Source organism: Prevotella sp. oral taxon 306 str. F0472 (assembly GCF_000257925.1).
Taxonomy (GTDB): Bacteria; Bacteroidota; Bacteroidia; order Bacteroidales; family Bacteroidaceae; genus Prevotella; species Prevotella vespertina.
On sequence record NZ_AJIN01000009.1, the window covers coordinates 36,112 to 56,208 of the forward strand.

General features: G+C 37.1%; 15 protein-coding genes and 1 tRNA gene. 8 read left to right on the forward strand and 8 right to left on the reverse strand.

Going from position 1 to position 20,097, the window contains the following annotated elements; genetic code table 11:
- Nucleotides 1-101 precede the first annotated feature (101 nt).
- The 8 genes from HMPREF9969_RS00385 (at nt 102) to HMPREF9969_RS00425 (ending at nt 6,430) form a co-directional block, all read left to right on the forward strand.
- Nucleotides 102-183 (forward strand) — tRNA-Leu (locus HMPREF9969_RS00385).
- Between the two features lie 238 nt (nt 184-421).
- Nucleotides 422-1,342 (forward strand): hypothetical protein, encoded by a 921-nt coding sequence (locus HMPREF9969_RS00390; RefSeq protein WP_009433951.1) that lies wholly within the window; start codon nt 422-424, stop codon nt 1,340-1,342.
- Between the two features lie 124 nt (nt 1,343-1,466).
- Nucleotides 1,467-1,760, forward strand: a complete 294-nt coding sequence (locus tag HMPREF9969_RS00395; RefSeq protein WP_009433880.1) for a helix-turn-helix domain-containing protein — start codon at nt 1,467-1,469, stop codon at nt 1,758-1,760.
- A 3-nt stretch (nt 1,761-1,763) separates the two neighbouring features.
- Nucleotides 1,764-2,954 carry a primase-helicase family protein gene (locus HMPREF9969_RS00400; protein WP_009433920.1) on the forward strand — a complete coding sequence of 397 codons (1,191 nt, stop codon included), beginning with the start codon at nt 1,764-1,766 and terminating at the stop codon, nt 2,952-2,954.
- Between the two features lie 482 nt (nt 2,955-3,436).
- Nucleotides 3,437-4,366 carry a toprim domain-containing protein gene (locus tag HMPREF9969_RS00410; protein ID WP_009433995.1) on the forward strand — a complete coding sequence of 310 codons (930 nt, stop codon included), beginning with the start codon at nt 3,437-3,439 and terminating at the stop codon, nt 4,364-4,366.
- A 143-nt stretch (nt 4,367-4,509) separates the two neighbouring features.
- Complete coding sequence (locus HMPREF9969_RS00415; RefSeq protein WP_009433932.1) at nt 4,510-4,863, forward strand: plasmid mobilization protein; 354 nt, start codon at nt 4,510-4,512, stop codon at nt 4,861-4,863.
- Nucleotides 4,860-5,780, forward strand: a complete 921-nt coding sequence (locus HMPREF9969_RS00420) for a relaxase/mobilization nuclease domain-containing protein (RefSeq protein WP_009433893.1) — start codon at nt 4,860-4,862, stop codon at nt 5,778-5,780. Before HMPREF9969_RS00415 ends, HMPREF9969_RS00420 begins: the two co-directional genes overlap by 4 nt.
- 2 nt (nt 5,781-5,782) lie before the next feature.
- Nucleotides 5,783-6,430, forward strand: coding sequence for a hypothetical protein (locus tag HMPREF9969_RS00425; protein WP_009433891.1), 648 nt, complete (start codon nt 5,783-5,785; stop codon nt 6,428-6,430).
- A 166-nt stretch (nt 6,431-6,596) separates the two neighbouring features.
- Here HMPREF9969_RS00425 and HMPREF9969_RS00430 read toward each other — a convergent pair whose 3' ends face one another.
- The 8 genes from HMPREF9969_RS00430 to HMPREF9969_RS00465 all read right to left on the reverse strand — a co-directional run bounded on the left by HMPREF9969_RS00430 (nt 6,597) and on the right by HMPREF9969_RS00465 (nt 20,074).
- Nucleotides 6,597-7,439: an agmatine deiminase family protein gene (locus HMPREF9969_RS00430; protein ID WP_009433879.1), complete on the reverse strand. Its 843-nt coding sequence runs from the start codon at nt 7,437-7,439 to the stop codon at nt 6,597-6,599.
- Complete coding sequence (locus HMPREF9969_RS00435; protein WP_009433954.1) at nt 7,436-8,167, reverse strand: hypothetical protein; 732 nt, start codon at nt 8,165-8,167, stop codon at nt 7,436-7,438. The genes HMPREF9969_RS00430 and HMPREF9969_RS00435 overlap by 4 nt, the downstream gene beginning before the upstream one ends.
- A gap of 4 nt (nt 8,168-8,171) precedes the next feature.
- Entirely contained in the window at nt 8,172-9,710 is a 1,539-nt protein-coding gene (locus HMPREF9969_RS00440) for an RNA-binding domain-containing protein (RefSeq protein WP_036894497.1), read from the reverse strand.
- A gap of 1 nt (nt 9,711) precedes the next feature.
- Nucleotides 9,712-12,909, reverse strand: a complete 3,198-nt coding sequence (locus tag HMPREF9969_RS00445; protein WP_009433953.1) for a P-loop NTPase fold protein — start codon at nt 12,907-12,909, stop codon at nt 9,712-9,714.
- Between the two features lie 137 nt (nt 12,910-13,046).
- Nucleotides 13,047-15,587 (reverse strand): DEAD/DEAH box helicase, encoded by a 2,541-nt coding sequence (locus HMPREF9969_RS00450; protein ID WP_009433923.1) that lies wholly within the window; start codon nt 15,585-15,587, stop codon nt 13,047-13,049.
- Nucleotides 15,588-15,590: 3 nt separating this feature from the next.
- Nucleotides 15,591-17,195, reverse strand: coding sequence for a site-specific DNA-methyltransferase (locus HMPREF9969_RS00455; RefSeq protein ID WP_009434003.1), 1,605 nt, complete (start codon nt 17,193-17,195; stop codon nt 15,591-15,593).
- A 9-nt stretch (nt 17,196-17,204) separates the two neighbouring features.
- Complete coding sequence (locus HMPREF9969_RS00460) at nt 17,205-18,713, reverse strand: hypothetical protein (protein ID WP_004381192.1); 1,509 nt, start codon at nt 18,711-18,713, stop codon at nt 17,205-17,207.
- Nucleotides 18,710-20,074, reverse strand: a complete 1,365-nt coding sequence (locus tag HMPREF9969_RS00465) for a toll/interleukin-1 receptor domain-containing protein (protein WP_009433915.1) — start codon at nt 20,072-20,074, stop codon at nt 18,710-18,712. Before HMPREF9969_RS00465 ends, HMPREF9969_RS00460 begins: the two co-directional genes overlap by 4 nt.
- Between the last annotated feature and the right edge of the window lie 23 nt (nt 20,075-20,097).

Sequence of the window (20,097 nt, forward strand, 5' to 3'; positions counted from 1 at the left end):
CTAATTAATCATGCCCCTGTCTTGAAATAATCACTCAAAAATTTGTCACATTCAGAAAATCTACCTACCTTTGCACTCGTTGTTCTTAAACAGCAAGCCAAGCCCAGATGGCGGAATAGGTAGACGCGCTGGTCTCAAACACCAGTGGGGCAACCCATCCCGGTTCGAGCCCGGGTCTGGGTACTACAAATCCCTTGTAAATCGCTGATTTACAAGGGATTTTTCTTTTTCAGTATGTACTAAAAGTGTACTTTGTAACAAAACAATGAGAAAGGTGTACTTTTATAGCTTTTCGCCTCTTAGTTTTATATTTAATTAACGACAACTCTTCCCTTTTATTCTGTTTATTTCCCTTTCTTGGCTTTTTCTCCAACGAATGCCCTATCTTTGTAAACAATACCTATCTTAGAAAATTGAAAAAATGGAAAATGACAATCTAAAGATACAGCTTGACAGTATTCAACGAATATTAAGCTATTGCATTACTCAGACCTACAATGTGCTCATTGGAAATATTCTGAGGAAGAAAGGTTGCATCAACAATATACAGTTCAAAGAGATTTTGCAGAAAGAATATATCCGAATAACCGATGAACTTTCTTCCATCTATCTCAATCATTCTGCTCTCGCATGTGTAGAGGAGTACTACAATGCTGGCGACTTCTTGTGGGAAAGTACCTTTTTTGAATCACTGACCAAAGAACAAAAACAGAAATATACCTCTTTCCCCGTATCTTCATTTGAATATGCAAAGTACATTGAGGCACATATCTACTATAATGATGCCCTGCCGATGTTCTCTTATCTTGTCGATGCTATTTTGTATGAACGCTACACAGAATATCTCATGGGAGAAATAGACCGCATAGAATTGACAGAGGTACAAACCGTTCAGCCTCGCTCTTCAATTTTGGTAAACGATGAACCATGTGAGCAGAAAAAGAAACCTGTCATTGTTGGTAAAGAAATAAATCCATTTCAATCTGATTTTACGGAAGAGCAAATAGAGATTCTTACCACTTGCATCAACGAAATTCAATTATTCACGACCAACATATCCTCCAATATTCTCAAAGACTTCTTTGCTTGTAAACTAAAAGGTGTCTTGAAATCAAACAACAACCGCCAACTGGCATATCTCATGCAGAGTCTTAATCTGAAAGGATTCATTACAGATGAATGGCAATCTGCGATTGCTCGTAATGAACTTGTATTAGGGAAGACAAAAGATACATCACTGACACGCACCGATCTTTCCACTGCAACAGACCAAATCAATATGAAGCAGCCGAAAGGATGGGAAACTATTGATAAATACATCAAACAACTGAAAAAAGGTTGAGCATAGGTTGATACCTCAAACATTGCTCAATGCCAATTACTTTTATCGTTTCTAATTTTGCCCTCGTTAACGAATAATTAGCGAAGGTGCACCTTCATATTGTTTAATTCAAAATGTTTGCAATATGGACAAAACATTAGAAACGCGAGTTGAAGAACTCGAACAACTGGTTTTCATGAACAAGAACGTGCTTAGTTTCGAGGAAGCAAGCAAGTTCCTAAATCTATCCAAGAGTTATCTCTACAAACTTACTTCTGGGAACTTGATACCGCATTACAAGCCACAAGGAAAGATGCTTTACTTTGAGAAAGCAGAACTTGAAGCATGGCTACGGCAGAACCCTATTAAAACTTCTGCACAGAAAAATCAAGAAGCCCAAAGGTATATCATGGGCAGCAAACCTTTAATGCAGAAGTAACTTATGGCACACGAAGATTTTATCCGTGTTGGCACAACCTTATACAAGATTGTGAACCAACCACGCATCAATGGCGGTTTCGCCAAAAAGCGTATTGTGTGGAACAATGAGACATTGCGGCAGGACTATGGAAAGGATTTCATAGCCACAGTCCCAAAGTATGACGGCTTTTGCACAGTTCCCAACCATGTGAACTATCAACCTGTGATCGATAAGTTTCTTAATCTCTATGAACCAATAGGGCACCAGCCAAAAGAAGGAGAGTTTCCACACATCGAATCCCTGGTACATCACATTTTCGGGGAGCAATATGAGTTGGGCATAGACTACTTGCAGTTACTCTATCTCCAACCCGTGCAGAAACTTCCCATCCTTTTGATGGTTTCAGAAGAAAGGAATACAGGCAAGAGTACATTCCTTAATTTCCTTAAAGCTGTCTTCCAGAATAATGTAACTTTCAACACGAATGAGGACTTTCGCAGCCAGTTCAATGCTGATTGGGCAGGGAAACTGCTTATCGTTGTGGACGAAGTTTTGCTCAACCGCAGGGAAGATAGCGAGCGGCTCAAAAACCTCAGTACGACACTTTCTTATAAGGTGGAAGCAAAAGGCAAAGACAGAGACGAAATCTCCTTCTTTGCTAAGTTCGTGCTCTGCTCCAATAACGAGTTACTCCCTGTCATCATTGATGTGGGAGAAAACCGATATTGGGTAAGAAAAATAAACAGGCTTGATAGTGACGACACCGACTTTCTGCAAAAGCTGAAAGCCGAGATACCTGCCTTTCTTTATTTCCTGCAGCATCGCACGCTATCTACCCAAAAGGAAAGTCGTATGTGGTTTGCACCCAAGCTGACTTTTACACCCGCTCTACAGCGTATAATACGCAGCAATAGAAATAAGATAGAGTTGGAAATGTCTGAACTCTGCTTAGAGGTAATGGAGCAGATGGTGGTTACCGAGTATTCTTTCTGTATCAATGATATGGTGTGCCTACTAAACAACACAGGCTGCAAGGCTGACAAAAGCCAAGTCCGTAGGATTGTGCAGGATATTTGGAAGCTCTCGCCTGCTCCCAACAGTCTTACCTATCTCACCTATCAGATTGACTACAATAGCTTCAGGAACTATTCGCCCATCAAGAGGACAGGTAGGTACTACACCGCGACCAAAGAACTACTCACAAACATTTAATCATTTATTTTGATGAAATGATGAAAGGAGTATATAAGATTCTGATTGACAATGTCTTACTCATTCATCCTTTTGCTCATCAGTATAAAGGAATGATGAAAGAAGTATTCTATACTATCCAAAAGAGAAATATATCAAGTTTCTCTTTTGGTTGGCTCCTTTATGTGAGTTGCGACCCCATTTCCCGATTTCGCGAAATCGGTAACACTTTTGTCCGCACAAAAGTACAACTTGCTAAACAAGGTCAGATGTGTTATAACGGAGAAATCTCTGTATTTCGGGAAAATGTTAGAGAGCGAGATCGGGAAATAACGAAGTCATGAAATCGAGATTTTGGCACTTCTATGAAGCATAAAAGTATATTCTACTTTGGTAGGCATTGTGATGAAGCTACGATGAGTACATAAGTCGTTTATAACGAGTAGATTATGTTTCATTTCATCAAATCATCAATTTTTCAAACCATTCAACTTCATTGTAATATGAACATTCAAGAAATTAAAACAATAAGACTGCAAGATTTTCTTGCAAGTCTGGGACATACACCTATCAAACAACAAGGTAACAAGTTATGGTATCTCTCCCCCTTTCGTACAGAACACCATGCTTCATTCAAGGTAAACACAAATCTCAACCAATGGTATGACTTTGGAATAGGAAAAGGTGGAAACATCATCGCTCTGGCAGAGGAACTATATAAGTCTTCCGATGTGTCCTATCTTATTAGACAGATAGAACGCAATGCTCTAAGTTGTGTGCATCCCTTATCTATTCCTTATTCAAGGAAGGAATCACCACAACACGCACACCCCTTTGAGAACTTAAAAGTTCTACCTTTGACACATCCTGCCCTTATCAGATACTTATATGAAAGATGTATTGACATGGAAGTAGCTACCATTGTGTGTAAAGAACTTCATTACGACTCTAATGGTAAGCATTATTTTGGGATAGGTTTTCCCAATAGTGCAGGTGGGTATGAAATACGCAACCCGTTCTTCAAAGGCTGCATTGCTCCAAAGGATATTAGTGTTTTCTATGCCCATGAGTCGAAGAAGATTTGCTTTCTTTTCGAGGGTTTTATGGACTTTTTGTCTTTTATTACACTAAGAAAATTGAAGAATCCGCAGCGGACAGGGCTAAGCCAACAAGATTACATAGTCCTCAATTCTGTATCAAATATTCATAAGGTTACAGAGAAGTTGTCGCATTACGACAGCATCCAATGCTACTTGGATAATGACGATGCAGGCAGGAATGCTTATAAACAATTATCGAAAGAATTGAGTCGTTCAGTCTTAGATTCATCTTCTTTGTATAGTGATTTCAAGGATCTAAACGACTATTTATGTGCTGAATTCAAGCATTCAGAGAAAGCAGAAAATAAGAAGACCAAAGGGATTAAGCTATGATTACAAGAATAGTTTTACATAATCTGTTTACTGGGGGAGCAAGTTTATGTTTTGGGCATACCAAAACCACTTGCCCACCTCCTGACAGTCGTTGCAGAGAATCATCCCGCTGGTCTCCATCAAATCAAATTAAAGAAACAAGTATGATAAAAACAGAATATAAAAAAGGTGGTCGCCCAACCAAGGGCGTAGCCGAAAAGAAGAAATACCGTATCACGGTGAAACTGAATACGCAGGATTACTATACGCTCAAAGGCAAAGCCAAAAGCGCAGGAGTAACCATGAGTGAGTTTGTAAGAAAAGTTCTTGATAAAGGAAATGTCATTGAACGACTGACCGTAGAGCAAGCAGACTTCATCCGTAAGCTGTGTGGAATGGCAAACAATCTCAATCAATTGGCACATCGTGCCAATGCGGATGGGTTTCATGTCGTTGCTCCTTTCCACAAAATCATCATTGGCAAGATTGACAAAATCCTAAATCTGATACGAAAATGATTGCCAAGATAATGAAAGGTTCGGGCTTCAAGGGTGTTATTAACTACATCCTCGACCCGAAGAAAGGAACGGAACTTATAGATAGTTCGGGTGTAAGGACAGATGATATTAGCCACATCATTCAGAGCTTCATCGACCAAACAAATCTAAACTCAAGAGTGCGTAAGGTCGTCGGACATATCTCCTTGAGTTTCTCCACACAGGATTCTCTCAAATTAAGCAACGAGTTCATGACACAAGTCGCTCGTGAGTATATGGAGAAAATGGGGATAAAAGATACGCAGTATATCATAGGTCGCCATTTTGACAAGGATCATCCGCATGTCCATATTGCTTTCAATAGGATAGACAATCACGGCAAGACCATCTCCGACAAAAACGACAGATTCAGAAGCGAGAAGATTTGTAAGGAACTGACCACTAAATATGATTTATACTTTGCCAGTGGCAAGGAGAAAATCAAGGAACACCGCTTGAAAGAACCAGACAAGACCAAGTATGAGATTTATCAGGCTTTAAGGGAAAAGATTCCTAAAAGCAGGAATTGGAAATCATTACTCGCTCACCTGAGAAATGAAGGGATTGATGTGCACTTCAAATACAAAGGCAATACACAAGAAGTACAGGGCATTGTCTTTGAGAAGAACGGCTATCATTTCAACGGATCAAAGGTGGACAGGAGTTGCAGCTATTCCAAGATTGATTTTGCCTTGCAGCAGACTAACAAAGAAAACTGTCAACAGGCACAAGGAACCGTCAATCTTATATCAGATGTTGCAGATGCTACGAGCACACTTGTTAATGACTTCATCGAGGGAGGATTAGACCTATTTCAGTCTCACGGTACAGTTCCTGCGGAAGTTTACAACACACTCGACAAAAAGAAGAAAAAGAAAAAACGTAAAATACATTTATAACTATGGCAGATAATAATACATTTGTTCTCTTTGAGGAAATCAAGAACAAGTTGGAGGCAATTTACAAGGAAGTAAGGGAACTTAAAGAAAAGGACATCAGTTCTGTTTCTCTTCCTACACCTACTATTCCAGCGCAAAGTAATGAACAGCAAGACCAAGAGCTGCTCAAACAATATGAGCAGAAAACGAAGGAGATACTCAATAAGTATATAGCCATACAAATGCGTATCAAGGATGAGGAAGCCAAATCTATTGATAAGTTGGTGGCAAGCGTATTGACTATGTTACATGAGTGGCAGGAGCAGAAAGAGCATCCACAACCACAGGAGCAGATTCATAGGCACAGTTTCGACATCAAGTCGTCAAAAGTCTTTACTACTATGGTGTCTGTATCTATGCTTTGCTTTGTTTCTTTGGTCGGCAACTACTTCTTGTGGCAAAGCAAACCACAATACAAAGATGATGCCTTGAAGTTCCGAATTATCAGAGTGTGGCGAGGTTGCAGTCCAAAGGAAATCCTATGGCTCAACGATGTGTTTGATATTCATCGAAACGAAATTGCAATCAAAAATATCAAGAAGAAAACTGATGGCTACGACTTGGAATTAAAGCAGAAAGCAGATAGTCTGATGCAAAGGAAACTGAAGTAGCCTCATATGGAACAAGCCTAACCAAACAGAATACTTGGTTGGGCTGGTTATATCACTTTTTCCATCGTCTTTGACACTGTGATCTTCATAACTACTTCTACTTGTCAAGAAATTAGGCATAAAAAGCTATTATGGTAGATATAGTAAAAGAAGACATCCGGAAAATCTATTCTTTAATATTCCATGACATACAATTAAAGGCTCCTCCATATTTACTAATTAGATAAGGAGCAGGTATTTGTATTATCTTTTGGCTATGAAATAAAGACTGTAAATACTCTAAGGCTATACTATCAGTTTTTAGATTGAGTCCAGGCACCAAAATTACCTTAGATGTTTGCAGAAAATTAATATAAGCCCACGAATCATTGATAGTATAAGGTAATGGAAGTTCATGCACAATATAGCCATTCTCCTCTAATATTTTTCTTATTCGCTTTCCATTTCTTGGAGCAAAATTGGTATAGTCTGCCATTAATAATTCTTTGTCTTTTACAAATCTTACCATACCATCTGTATGGCCACACTTATCTTGCGACCTGTTACACCAAGGAAGTATTATTATCTCTGTTTGGAAAGCTTTTTCTAAGCGATAGATTAATTTTAATTTATTTTGATATTGTGGGTTCTCTATAAATATCTTTTCTGTCATTAGAACATGATACGGAGTCTTAACGACATTACCACCATCAATAGTAATATCTGAGAGATTAATAAACTTGTTATCATTGAGATTGAGAAAAGATAAAGGTTCGTCTACATTCGTAATAAACTCACGTTTTCCCCTCTTATTCAAATAGTCTGGCTTGTACTTATACTTTACAAAAGTATTATCCGTAACCTGTATTGGCATATAGTCACGACACCAATAATCTGCAGTCTTACACAAAACATCTACATGTATCTGATAGTCTTGTAAGACAGACTTCACCGCTTCGTACAATTGCCTATAGTCATTGGCCAAATGAGCCGAGAAGTATACACTGTTGGTTTGACTTGATAATATCATACCCTTCTTGCTTTTAGTAAGTTTGTTAGCAGATGATAAGGTTCTTTTCGATAGTATCGCCATGGTCGGATATCTTTCTCTGGTGACTTTATAGAGGTTTGATTTCCATTGTTATCAATGACGAATTTATTAATATTAATGCGTGGGGCTGCTACAGAACAAAATGATGGCAGTATTTGTAATTCTGGTAACCATTCCATTTGGATAGCCGACTTTAATGTATCATTGTCTGGCTCCATAAACTGGAGATAGTCATAAATATACGAGCTTGCCATCCTCTTATCTCTATTTAAATTTGCTTTATTACTTTGCTCATTTCTATCAACGACATTAAAGGTTTTGATTAGAATGGATGCGCGATATTCGCCTTCTTTCTCAAAAGTAATATCCAGACCAAATTTATGCAAATAGAAACTTCCTATCTTCAAATATGGTGTATTCACAGTCCTATAATCTGCATCATCTAATTTATTTCGATGAAACATAACAGGATCATGAACAAACTCTTGATTAGCCGACTTCTCTACATGAAAATAAAATTCTATAGAATGGGCATAAATCTCAAATCTCCTGTTTATTAACAGAAACCCACCAAATAATAAGGTGTCTGCTACCATGGAAAATTGTTCTTCTAATAGTTTCTCTCCTATTAAATTTCTTAAACAATCGGGATTTACTTCAACATTATGCTGAAACTGTTTTAATGCAAGCAATAAATTCGTTTCCATATTTCTATTCTATAATTTCCCAGAAGCCACTTTTATCCGAGCCGACTCTACGAAGATACTTGCCACGCATAAATTCAATATTACGCATGATTGTACTACCACTCAATCCTATAATAGAAGCCATTTCTTCCTTTGTAATATAAGGGTTTTCTACCATCAGTCGTAAAATAGAGATACGATTCGCTGTAAGTTTATCCCCCTGTTTGGCTGCTTTTGCTATTAATCTATCTATAGTATCATTGGAATTTATAGTTGCATTTTCGGCATTTACAGTCGCGTTTTGAGCATTTACAGTATCTTTTGGACTATTTGCAGTTGCATTTACAGTTGCATTTTTGGTATTTACAGTCGCATAGCCATTGGTTATAGACCGATGTATAACTTTTGGAACTGTAATTTTAAGGATAAAATCATCCAAATGATATGTAGGGATTGGCGACCTATTAGCTTCCAACTCTCTACACACACGATCCACACCCTCACCAAATTCTTTCACAAAGTCGTACGCTTTGAGGAATTGGGCAATTTTTGGATTGCGAGAGAAATGTGTATGACGGATGTTAGAGGGCTTGACCATTCCAGGTAATCTGCCCGGAGACTCGAACACAAGCCGATCATCAAGCATTTTGATTTGAATTTCCGTACCCTTAATATTGTAGGCACGGTGACAACAAGCGTTAACTACCATTTCTTGTATCACAAACTTTGGGTAATCTCTATGGGTTACGAACTGTCCATGCTGCCCAAGGAACGTATGCTCCTCCACTTGTGTTTCAAGATAAGCTATCGTGGCTTTCACTTGATCAAGTATCGTTCCTTCAAAGGTTACATCCTTAATCACATTCATATCTGCACCCACTTGTTCCTCTGTACCTTTATAGCGAATAAAGCGAGTGCGTCCACGAGGGAAGAACTTCTGGGGATATTTGCCAAATAGCAGAATACAAGCCACACTAACTTGCTCTTCTCCCTTTGCGTTTATAGTCAAGAATCCATTGTTCTCTTGTAGATATTGCTTTGCAGACTTGGTATAACCTATCAATTCCGTATATCTTTCGACAGCAGCCATATCAATATCATCTACCGTAGCACCATACACAGCCGTATCCTCATAATAACGCTCGCCCTTGTCGTACATCAACTGTATACGCTCTTCAAAAGACAACTTTCTACTCTTATCACCAACACGCATATAGGCTTCGTCTGCCTGATTAGCGTGTAGCTCCGAACTTGCAGGGATATACATCAACAAGATATGGTTGTCGTTCCCATCCTTATCAGTACAGGGCAGTAGGTTGCTGGTAATAGGCACAGAAGGATTACAGAAATCTAAAGGAACACGCAGCAACTCATTCAGCTTCTCTGTATGTTGATCCACGCCTTCTATCTTCCTCGTCTTATCAGACACACCAATAGCAATCGTTCCGCCATCAGCATTTGCAAATGCCACGATGGTGATAGCCAATGCCTTCGGATCTATTTGAATACTTTTGCAGTCAAATGTCTGATCTTCTTTACGGAGTATTATTTCTTGTATAATCATCTTATTCATTATTCTCTGTGTCTCCACTTTCAAAAACAACACCGATTGCCTCTGCAAATTGTCTCAATGTAATATCTTTTGTATTATCAACAATATTATGTAGTGTTTGCTTAAAGTCATTCGCAGCATTACCTGCATGATTTATCAAGGATATATAGAATTCTTTCTGTTCTAATATAATATTCCGGCAATCTTCACTACTTATAATTGGCTTCAAAATTTTATCAACAGAATCTCCAGCCCTATCCTCTAGTTTTCCTTGTGTCCTAAACCATTGTTCAAAGAATTTAAATTTTTCCCTATCGATAGAAACCCTCCCATTACAATAAGAATTTCGTATATCTGATATTATTGAATATGTAGTGCATTTATCAATGCTATTGATTATCTTGGAGTAGTCTTCTGGCAAAGGGAGAGTCTGTACATTATTACCAATATCTTGTAATATTTTCTTACCGAAGTCGGAAATATTAGTAGGCAAAGGATGCATGAACTCTGTTCCGACGAACTCGCGTATAGCTATAAACCAATAATATGTCGTACGACTGTTTCGTTGAGCATATAATTCTTCTGTAGAAACTGTATTAATTGCTTCAATGACTATTTTATTTAATTTCTCTGTCAGTTCATTCTTGTATTGAATAGACAACTTATAAAACGATGCATTTGGAATAATTTTCTGAATATTATCATTAGTTATATTCCCATCTACATTATTGCTCCAATCAGACAGTTGATCTAACATTTCTTTGTCTGAAACACCAATCCTATCCTTTATTTGAAAGTACAGAGGAAGAATATCTTCTATCAAAAGATGTTCTCCTTTTCTGTTTTGAGTCATATATTTTAACACATCATTTAGTAGGCTATTATCCCAATTGAGACTCTTTTGTAGAAGTTCTCCATAATCTGCATAGTAATCAATAACTCCTGCTATTTCAGGAATGCATGATGTATTTACTGATGATACCGGTTGACCTTGTGCTAATCTCATGGCAACAATATCAATATAACCTTTTTGTGTTGGTTCTATTTGTTGCATTATAGAACTAACTGTCTGTGAGGTCAAGCTTTTTTGTAATGGTTTTTTATCTGATAGCTTTTTATAAGTTAAAAATATCTCCCCAATAGAAGAAGCTTCAACTTTATCTTCTTCAATATACAATTCTATGGCATTTATTAATTTAGGGAATTTATAATTCGTATCACCGTCCAATAAAGCTATTACATCAGAATAAGAATAATCACCAGTGTTCAATTTCTCAGATAAATATGCATCAAAAGAGGTCGCGACAGTATGAACACGATATTTTTTATATTCATCCTTTGCCTCTCGTAAGTAATCAATGAAGATTTCTGGATTTACATTTTTATCCTTTACCTGTGTTAATTGGCATGAAATGTTTTCTTCTATAAGATATTTTTCCAATTCTTTCAATGAAGCAAAATATGCATTGCCCTTAAATTCAGAAAAATCGTAAATCTTTAGGTAGAAAGCTTCTACAATCCTTTTAAGGGTTAGCTGATCTTTAACTTTTGAGAGTATGACTTTGTATTCATTTGTTAACATCTGCTTTTCTATTGGCAATTGCACCTTTCTTAGAGCAATGGAATTCCATATTTTCTGTATATTCGCATTATTTTTATTTAGTTTGCCAATACAATTGATTAAATTATCAACAGGAATATCATCCCTATTGATAGCAACATCTTCTAAAACTGCGTCAAAAGAAATATTTGACTCAGCATACTCATTAATATCATATCCTTCTGTTTCTGAAATACATTTTTCAATATATTTTGTCAATGGGATCTGCCTTGCAAGTTCAACATCTACCCCATATACTAAAGCTGCTATTTCTTTTTGCATTTGCATGTCATTATTGACAATAGAGCTTACATTTTTCAAATATTCACCAGACAAAATTTGCGTATTAGGATGTTCTAATATATCATCTTGAAATAGTAAAAAAACAGCCATGTTAATAAGAGAAATATCATTTGCCCGCTCTTGCTTTAACGCTACAATTGCATTTATATACATAATAATATCCCTAACATTTGCGTCAGGCCTTACCATACGACATAATCTATTTATCGTTTCACGAGAGTCCTCTTCCGCATTTCCAAATGCCTCTATAAAAAGTTTTTCAAATAGATTACGATAATCCGTAATAACAGGCGGTGCAACTCTATATATTACTGGAAATGTTTTACTAATAAAAAGTTGGGTAAGTTCCTTTGCCTCATCAGCCTTTTCATTTCCAAAAGCGCAGGCCAAATGTTTTTTATCAAAAGGGATAATCGCCCAAATATTCTCAAATCCGTCATCAGCAAAAAAAGTATGAATAGAAGACCATAGCTCCTTAACTTTCTCAGCAGGTAGACGATCCATATTATCAAATACAAGTATTAACTTCGGTTTGTTGTTATTCTTAATATAGTTTGATATGTCCATCATCCATGCCTTAAATTCTATGACCGTTGGCTCATCTTCACTTAAAGTTTCATAGCAAACATCATTTTCAATCTTATCATTATATATGGCTAATAAATAACTAAGACCATACCTGTGATTTCTTAGATACGCACATAACCATACGATTAATCCTATGATAACAGGAAGAGCTGAAATAATAATAGAAACTATTGTCTGCAACCAATTGGTAGAAGTTGGCTTGATAACATATGAAATATAGGTAAAAATAGGGGTCAAGATTGCAACTAATGCAGTTGCAGCCATGCCATTACTAATTTGGGGATACTTCTCTGTAACTTTTTCTGTTTTCCTAGCTAATAAGTACTTTAGTTTCTCCGCCCAAGAAACCGTTTTTTCTCCTCCACCTTTTATTCTAATTGTAGAATTGCCAGACAAAAATCTATCATCTATTAATTTAGCTGTCAATAGTTCTAAAATGGAACGTCTTTGTAAGTCTTCTTGATGCCCCCATGCGTCGTATTCAAAGAAATAATATTTATCAGACAATTCTTTCTCTAATAGTCTTACCAAGTTTGTTTTACCAGCCCCCCATTCTCCTTGAATACCAATAATTTTGGGCAAGGCATCTTCTTTTGGTAGAACATCATTCTTAATAATCTGCCGTGCAATTGCTTTTGCAAGTTTTGTCTGAGATGCGCCATCAAACTTATCGAACCCTTTAGGCCGATTCTGAATGAATTTTGGGAAAAGGTTATTCATATTATACTCCTTTTTACTATATTTCTAATTTATAACTCATTCAAATACTGCAACAACTGCTTGACAGTAATTGCACCTTCTATCTCTTTTGTTTGGAATACCATAAAATATTTATAGTCGCTTCCAGCAAGGTCGGCTCATTTATTACCAAGCCAAATCTTGTTCTTCGAATCATCATTGACTAAATGGTCGCCTTTTGCCTCTACAAGAATAGTGTTTCCAGACTTCATACGAATGATAAAGTCGGGGTAATGATTGATATACCCATTAATGCAGAAATCCTTCTTTTCTCGATTACGATGCCAGAACAAGACATTGGGATTATCAGCTATGGCAGAAATGACATCGTATTCAAAGTCATTGACCGTTTCTTCGGCAACATACAACCCTTTATCAATGCCGACCATTTCTTCTTTTGGCATTGCAATAGCATCAATAAAGGTATAATGCCCTTTAAGTTGAATCTTTCCCACATTTAACCATTGCAGGAAAACCTGTTTTTGGTAATCCTTTAAGAGAATCTCTATTTTTTCTTTGATGGCATCTCGTGTCAAGTAGAGGTTGTCCACCAAACTAGCAATAGCGTCGGTATCGAGTCCAGAAATCACCCTATCTATGTATTTCTTAATATCTGGCTCCACAACATTGTCAAACTTAACCATACTTGCAATTTGCTTGCTTAACATCTCTTTCTGAGTGGTTGCGGACTTATCCATATATTGCTGTCGAATAAAGTCTATGGCTTGCTGATTATTGCGGCGCACTGGCACATAATCATCGCCAGATTCCGCAACATCGATAGTAATACCCTGTGGGCGGACAATGGTGAAATCCACAGTAGCATCCTTTGAAGGCAAATCAAAACCTTTCGTCAACATCGATTTTTCCAAAGGAATCCATTCCTCATCGGAGAATATTGATGCAACAGTCTTTGTGTAGAAGACAGGGAGGTTTATTTCTGCTACTACCTCTTTATAACTTTCATTGATAGGATAATACATTTCTGTTGGTATAATAGCCGCAAGTGGATCGATGTTTCCACTTTGTGACTGTTCATTTATTTTCTGATTATACTCATTGCCCATCTGCTCCGCCTGCTTTTGTAAGTCTTGGATATATTTACTTGGAGCATCGTTCTGTATCGTTTCTTTGATTGTAGCTACCTCTTCTATTGATAATTCGATAGCATCCTCTACCTCATTCTTTTTCTCCTGATTTTGTGGCTTATCAAACAAATTGGGAATACTTTTCTTTTCTTCTGCAACACTATCCATATTTACTTCACGGAAGTCTTTTTTGCTGAATCCCGCCTTTTGTAACGAAAGAATGATTCTCTCGACTGTATCACGGAAGTCATTACTGCTTGTGAAAACATAGGAAAGATTGAGCAAAGGATTCTGATGCTGGGTGGTATATGGCTGACGGAGTATGCGCCCCAAAATTTGTTCTACATCAACACGACTTGTTTTGTTCGCCAATGTTGCCAAAATGTAGGCAAAGGGACAATCCCAACCTTCTTTCAGCGCATTTACGGTTATAATGTATCTTACTTCACAAGCACGACTCATCAAGTCAATGCTCTTTAATTCGTCTTTATTAGCCGTCTTGATTTTGATTTGCTCCTCAGGAATACCAAAACCAATAAGGTTGTTTTTTATCTTATCAAAAGTAATGTTGTCGTTATCAATCTTTGGTTGAGCTTGAAATAATACAATTGGACGGATGTATCTACCACCATGCTTTTCCATCTCAACGGCATGTTGTTCCAGACTATTACGCATTCGGATGGCACTAACAAGCACATCTTTAGGCGAGTTGCGATTTTCCACGATAACGGGAAGTTTCACCATGTTTTCACGCTTCAGTTGCATGGCATCTACAAAACTGATGATATTGCTATTGTCGCGTGGAGTTGCTGTCAATTCCAATATGAATCGGGGAGATAGATTGTTGAGCAGTTCTACTCTTAGATCGGCCTTGAAGTTATGACTTTCATCTACTATCACCAACGGGTTCTGCTGGGCTATCACCTGTATGAGTGCCGTTGGGTCTGCATTGTCAATCAACTGGTCTGGGTGAACATAATATTGCGTATGTTCAAGGAAGTTTCCATTCTCTCGAAAAGCACGAGGTTTCAATTGCTCTACACTTTTGTCTTTCTTCACACGGATGGTTTCCACAAACGACTGGGCACTTAACACGAAGATGGTCAGATTATCGTGCATCTGTACAGGGCTAATGCCTTGCCCCATCAGCGCAGCCTCCTTGTCCACCACTGTTACACGGTGGGAAAATAATGCATCTATTGTTTGACGATAGGGATGAGTGGCATCCTGTAATTTCTCCAAAGTTTGCTTGAGAATGGTATCGCTGGGAACAAACCATGCCACAACCCGATTAGGAGTACCTGTTTGCAGGTTATCCATAATCCTTTTAATAGCATTGCAGGCAATGAATGTCTTGCCACCCGCTGTAGGAACTTTCAGCGTTACACGCGGCGCACCGTTCACGGTATTGACATAGGGATGCAGATAGCTGTTACTGAATCCGTTCACCGAAACTCCTCTGTTTCCCCAATATTGAGAATAGGCTACAGAGAGACTTTTGCTACCATTCAAAGTCTCAATATATTGCTCCAAATCTCGGAGCACTTGGTGTTGATATTCTTTCAGTTGCATACTTTAAAATCTATTGATGTCACGAGGAATCTTCTTGAATGTAATATTCAATTGCGCCAGCTGCTCTTTACTAATCGTGCAGATATCAGCATAAATCACATAATGGTCTGCAGTCTTGGGTACTATGTTTAATGTGTCATACGACAAAGTTGTGATCTCATTGGGCTCGTAATAAAAAAAATAGCCCGTACCATCCTTGTAGTCTAACAGATAGGGATAATCCACTGTTTGCTGATTTGTCAGGTAATCGTGAGTCTCTGTATAATAAATGTATTCACGCATCTTTCCTATACCGACCTGCTCGTTTAGGTTACCATCTTCATTGAACAGAGGAGAACCTAATTCGTAGTAATCGAAAGAGCCCCCCAAGCCTTCAACAGCTTTCTTCCCTTCTCCGTAGCCTTTGATTACCCGGCGTATTCGTTCCGCAGTAATACTTTCTGCATAAGCTTCCATTTCTATTAAGATAAACTTTCTGTTGCCCTTCGTATTAAAATTAACATCTAACACAGAATGAGCTGTCGTTCCTGAGCCTGCAAAAGAATCGAGGATAATACTATCATCATCAGTTGCAATTTGAATCAGGTGTTCTATCAATTGGAATGGTTTAGGTGTCGTAAAAGGAATTTGTTCAGAGAAGATATTTTTTAAATTGTTCTTGGCGATTTCATTTGTAGCCACATCAGCAGCAAAGAGAATGGTTTCAGGGGTTAATCCTCTATCTTTATCATTTAGATATGTCTTCTTTCGCGGAACATTATTACCACTTTCTCCAAACCAAATTCGTCTATCGGCAATAGCTTGCCGCATTACCTCTTCTGTATATAACCAACAGCGTCCATTTGGTAAAGTATGTTTTTTTCCGTTTGGAGCTATCAATGTGTAAAATTGGCTTTCAGTGGCATGTCCTGCTTGTGCTGTTGCTGGGTCAGACTTCCATAAGCCACGTGGGTCATTATCAGGGTTTTGATATCTACTCAATGCTTCTTTCGACATGGGTAAGAGATGCAGGCATCTATCTGTCTTCATTATATCTTTACAATAGCAAAGGATATAATCGTGACGACATGAAACAACCTTTCTATTCTCTCTATTTTTTCTTTTTTCCCAAATAAAAGTGGCTACAAAATTTGTGCTGCCGAAAATTTCATCACAAATACACTTTAGATTCGCATATTCATTATCATCAATACTTATAAAAATAATTCCTGTACTGGATAATAGCAACTGGAGTAGCCTTAGCCTTGGATACATCATGCAAAGCCATTTATCATGCCTGCTAAGATCTTCGCCCTCGACACCTACCACTTCTCCGAGCCATTTGCGTATGTGTGGGTCATTCACATTATCGTTATACACCCAGCCCTCTTCGCCTGTATTATAGGGAGGATCTATATAGACGCAATCTACTCGTCCCTCATATTCTGGTAATAATGCCTTTAACGCTTCGAGATTATCTCCATGAATAATCTTATTTCCACTATGAGTTTCAGAGGTATCAGAAGGCTTGTCTCCTCGATACCCATATTTGTGTTCCAACACACGGAAGGGTACCTCCGCATGATGGTTAACAACCTTATCTTTTCCTATCCAATGTAGTGTAGGCATATCTCAATTTTATATATAAAACTTAAAAGGTAATACACCTGTGTCTAAATCTTTTCCTGCTGTCAATATTTCTCCTATTGAGTCTGCAAATTTTAATGTTACAGGTAATCCATCTCCATAAATACATGCATTATAATTGAGTTTTGTCAAACTCATAATATCTTTGCAAACAATATCAATATTTGCATTTCCACGGGTGATTTGAATATCAATAGGATTCGGAGTTTCCAATCCAATTTGAGTTTTAAACCTTGGAATATAACCTTTGGTCCACAAAAGGGCTTTATATTCATCATATTGGAGCATTAGTCCTCGCGGCACACAATAAGAAAATTGCCGATACAATTTGAAGGTGTTGTTACTTCTGATTCTTACACCAATTATTTTTGATTTGTTACATGAGGCTTCTTCAAAACCTGCCCACTCTGCATCATCAAAGTATGTTCTTGCATGAATAAACACTTCTGATGGATAGGATCCAAATTTACTAAAATATGATTCTAATGATTGGCTTATTATATTATATGCATCCTCTTTTGACAAATGAAACTCTTTGGTCTGTGGGTTCCACCAAGGTCCGACATTGCCTTTAAATACCATACCATCTCCAGAATCAAGGAACATTTGTGCCGCACAACAGGCATTCCTGTTTTTTTCATCAGTTTTTTTATAAACTAATCCTAAATAACAGACTCCTTCTCGAACCTCCCCCATTTTCCATGGCAGTCCTCCAAGCTTATAATATATGGCAGATGCTAAGTTCCAAGCTTTTGCAGTTCTAACTTGTTCTTCTTTCTCTATTTGTTTTTCAGACAATCCAATATTTGATATTTTTGAATCTCTGATAATTTGCGTCGCTATATTACTCCCTAACAGTCTTGCTTTTAACTGGTTGTGAAAATTTATTTCATATTCATAAGCTTCCCTTATTTTATCATCTTCTTTCTGAAACTCGGGAAAGAGATTCTGATTATTTGGATTTAAAATCTCTTTTGAAAACTTAGTGTGTATATTATCCTCAGCTTTCTTAATTTTTGATTGTGGTCGGCCATAAGTAAAAATAACTTCTGGAATAACTACTAACCAAAGGTTCACGGGAATTTCTTCCTCTTTCATGTAAGCCATCAAAGGATCTACATATAAATTCACAAGTTCATGAATGCGAATATGTGCATTTGTATGTCTTAAAGCCGATTTAATATTTTCTTCTTTTACATCTATTTGCGGTATATTTCCAAAATTCACAGCTATCCCCATTGTAGATTCAATTCCAGGAAAAATAGGATACTTTTTAGAATCTTTAATTGGCAGTATTTGTTCATGCAGTTTTCTAAGATAATCTGTCATAGATAATCGTGCCGCTGCGGGTCCAATAATACCCAGTGTTATTGAACCTTTTAACTTCGTCTTGTCAAAAGGGCCAAATAACATCAGGCCATCTCTCGGGTCTATTGCCTTTTGGTTACAGCCAAATGTTAGAAATGGTTCTTCTATGTATTTAATAATTGGCTCTATCATTCTGTTTTATCTTCATCTATCAAGTCTACAATGTCATCTTCACTCATGGTGCTACATGGGTCATAATAGCCATATTCACTCCAAAAGGTTTCTGTCCAATTTTTCATTTCAAGCATATCATTAGACTGGCTTACTGAAAGCTTTATCTCTTCATTATTATCTTGTAAAGAAAATAAAAGTGCTATCAGCATATCCCTCCATTGTTCATTGAAAAAGGTTTTCCCTTTATTTCTTCGGTAAGAGTGTTGAGTTGAATCATTATCTATAATATTCACCCCATCTTGAGTAAATATCAAATGCGACTTAATAGAAGCCCCAATAAAAGGATGAACGATTGGTTGTATGGATATTCCGTAATGCCAAAAGCCTTTATCTTTATATCTGCCACCTAATGATTTTCTTTTGTTTTTTGAGGAGTATTTATATTTAAAATGAATGGGGATTGGCTTTTTCTTATATATAGGTCGATAAAAAACATATTTTTTATTAGATAGCTCCGTTTTGCGATAACCTTTATTCCTAATAATTTCCGAGATTAAATATCTCAAGAAATCTTTAAAATGATTTACTACATCCTTGTGTGTAGGGAAGCTATCAGAATTGAAGCCATATAAAATTTGTTCGAGAGAGAAAGAATATACCGACTGTGGATGAACATCAAAACTTTGTCCCTCTTTATCTATTAGATATGACAATCTATCATCAAAAGAAGATAATGTATTTGCCAATTGAGCTATAGGAATATTTATGTTCGCTTGTCGAATATAGGTAGCCTGTTCTTTATTGAGGAATTGATACATGTAAAATTTCTGGGGAATTGATTTTACACTCCACCAAGAAGTATAGTATAATTCTTTCTTCAAGACAATTGATGAATCGGTCGAATATGAAGTTTCGTACCAATTTGATAGTGAAGATTCTATATCTGTACTATATGTTACTCCATCTTTATCTAACTTCTTAAATAGCTGTACCAATCCTTTTGCCCAGTTCCCAACAAATGGGATATGATTGATATTGGGTAATCCAATTACAAGATTATATGCAGAATCATCAATATGTAACGGAATAACAAACTCTGTGTCATTCTTTATTCCTACAAGACTTTTGGCATATTCTAATTCATCTTCGATACCTTTTTTGAATATACCATCACGTACGATATTTTTAGAATAAACTAGCAAAACTTTTCGAGAGGAGTAAATTGCTGTCTGTATGGTTTGCCAGAAACGTTCTCCTCCAAGAAGTCCATTTTTGTCAATCCATACTTGATAGCCCCGCATTTCTAAACGAGAAGCGAGCCATATGGTAAAGTCATTATCTTCTGGTGTCGCATGACTTATGAATATTTGATCTTTCATCTTAATATCACGATACTCGTTTA

Coding starts and splice junctions, on each gene's coding strand:
- HMPREF9969_RS00425 (WP_009433891.1), top strand. CDS start 5,783: ATGGCAGATAATAATACATTTGTTCTCTTTGAGGAAATCAAGAACAAG.
- HMPREF9969_RS00395 (WP_009433880.1), top strand. CDS start 1,467: ATGGACAAAACATTAGAAACGCGAGTTGAAGAACTCGAACAACTGGTT.
- HMPREF9969_RS00410 (WP_009433995.1), top strand. CDS start 3,437: ATGAACATTCAAGAAATTAAAACAATAAGACTGCAAGATTTTCTTGCA.
- HMPREF9969_RS00420 (WP_009433893.1), top strand. CDS start 4,860: ATGATTGCCAAGATAATGAAAGGTTCGGGCTTCAAGGGTGTTATTAAC.
- HMPREF9969_RS00415 (WP_009433932.1), top strand. CDS start 4,510: ATGATAAAAACAGAATATAAAAAAGGTGGTCGCCCAACCAAGGGCGTA.
- HMPREF9969_RS00445 (WP_009433953.1), bottom strand. CDS start 12,909: ATGAATAACCTTTTCCCAAAATTCATTCAGAATCGGCCTAAAGGGTTC.
- HMPREF9969_RS00390 (WP_009433951.1), top strand. CDS start 422: ATGGAAAATGACAATCTAAAGATACAGCTTGACAGTATTCAACGAATA.
- HMPREF9969_RS00465 (WP_009433915.1), bottom strand. CDS start 20,074: ATGAAAGATCAAATATTCATAAGTCATGCGACACCAGAAGATAATGAC.
- HMPREF9969_RS00450 (WP_009433923.1), bottom strand. CDS start 15,587: ATGCAACTGAAAGAATATCAACACCAAGTGCTCCGAGATTTGGAGCAA.
- HMPREF9969_RS00440 (WP_036894497.1), bottom strand. CDS start 9,710: ATGATTATACAAGAAATAATACTCCGTAAAGAAGATCAGACATTTGAC.
- HMPREF9969_RS00455 (WP_009434003.1), bottom strand. CDS start 17,195: ATGCCTACACTACATTGGATAGGAAAAGATAAGGTTGTTAACCATCAT.
- HMPREF9969_RS00460 (WP_004381192.1), bottom strand. CDS start 18,713: ATGATAGAGCCAATTATTAAATACATAGAAGAACCATTTCTAACATTT.
- HMPREF9969_RS00435 (WP_009433954.1), bottom strand. CDS start 8,167: ATGGAAACGAATTTATTGCTTGCATTAAAACAGTTTCAGCATAATGTT.
- HMPREF9969_RS00430 (WP_009433879.1), bottom strand. CDS start 7,439: ATGATATTATCAAGTCAAACCAACAGTGTATACTTCTCGGCTCATTTG.
- HMPREF9969_RS00400 (WP_009433920.1), top strand. CDS start 1,764: ATGGCACACGAAGATTTTATCCGTGTTGGCACAACCTTATACAAGATT.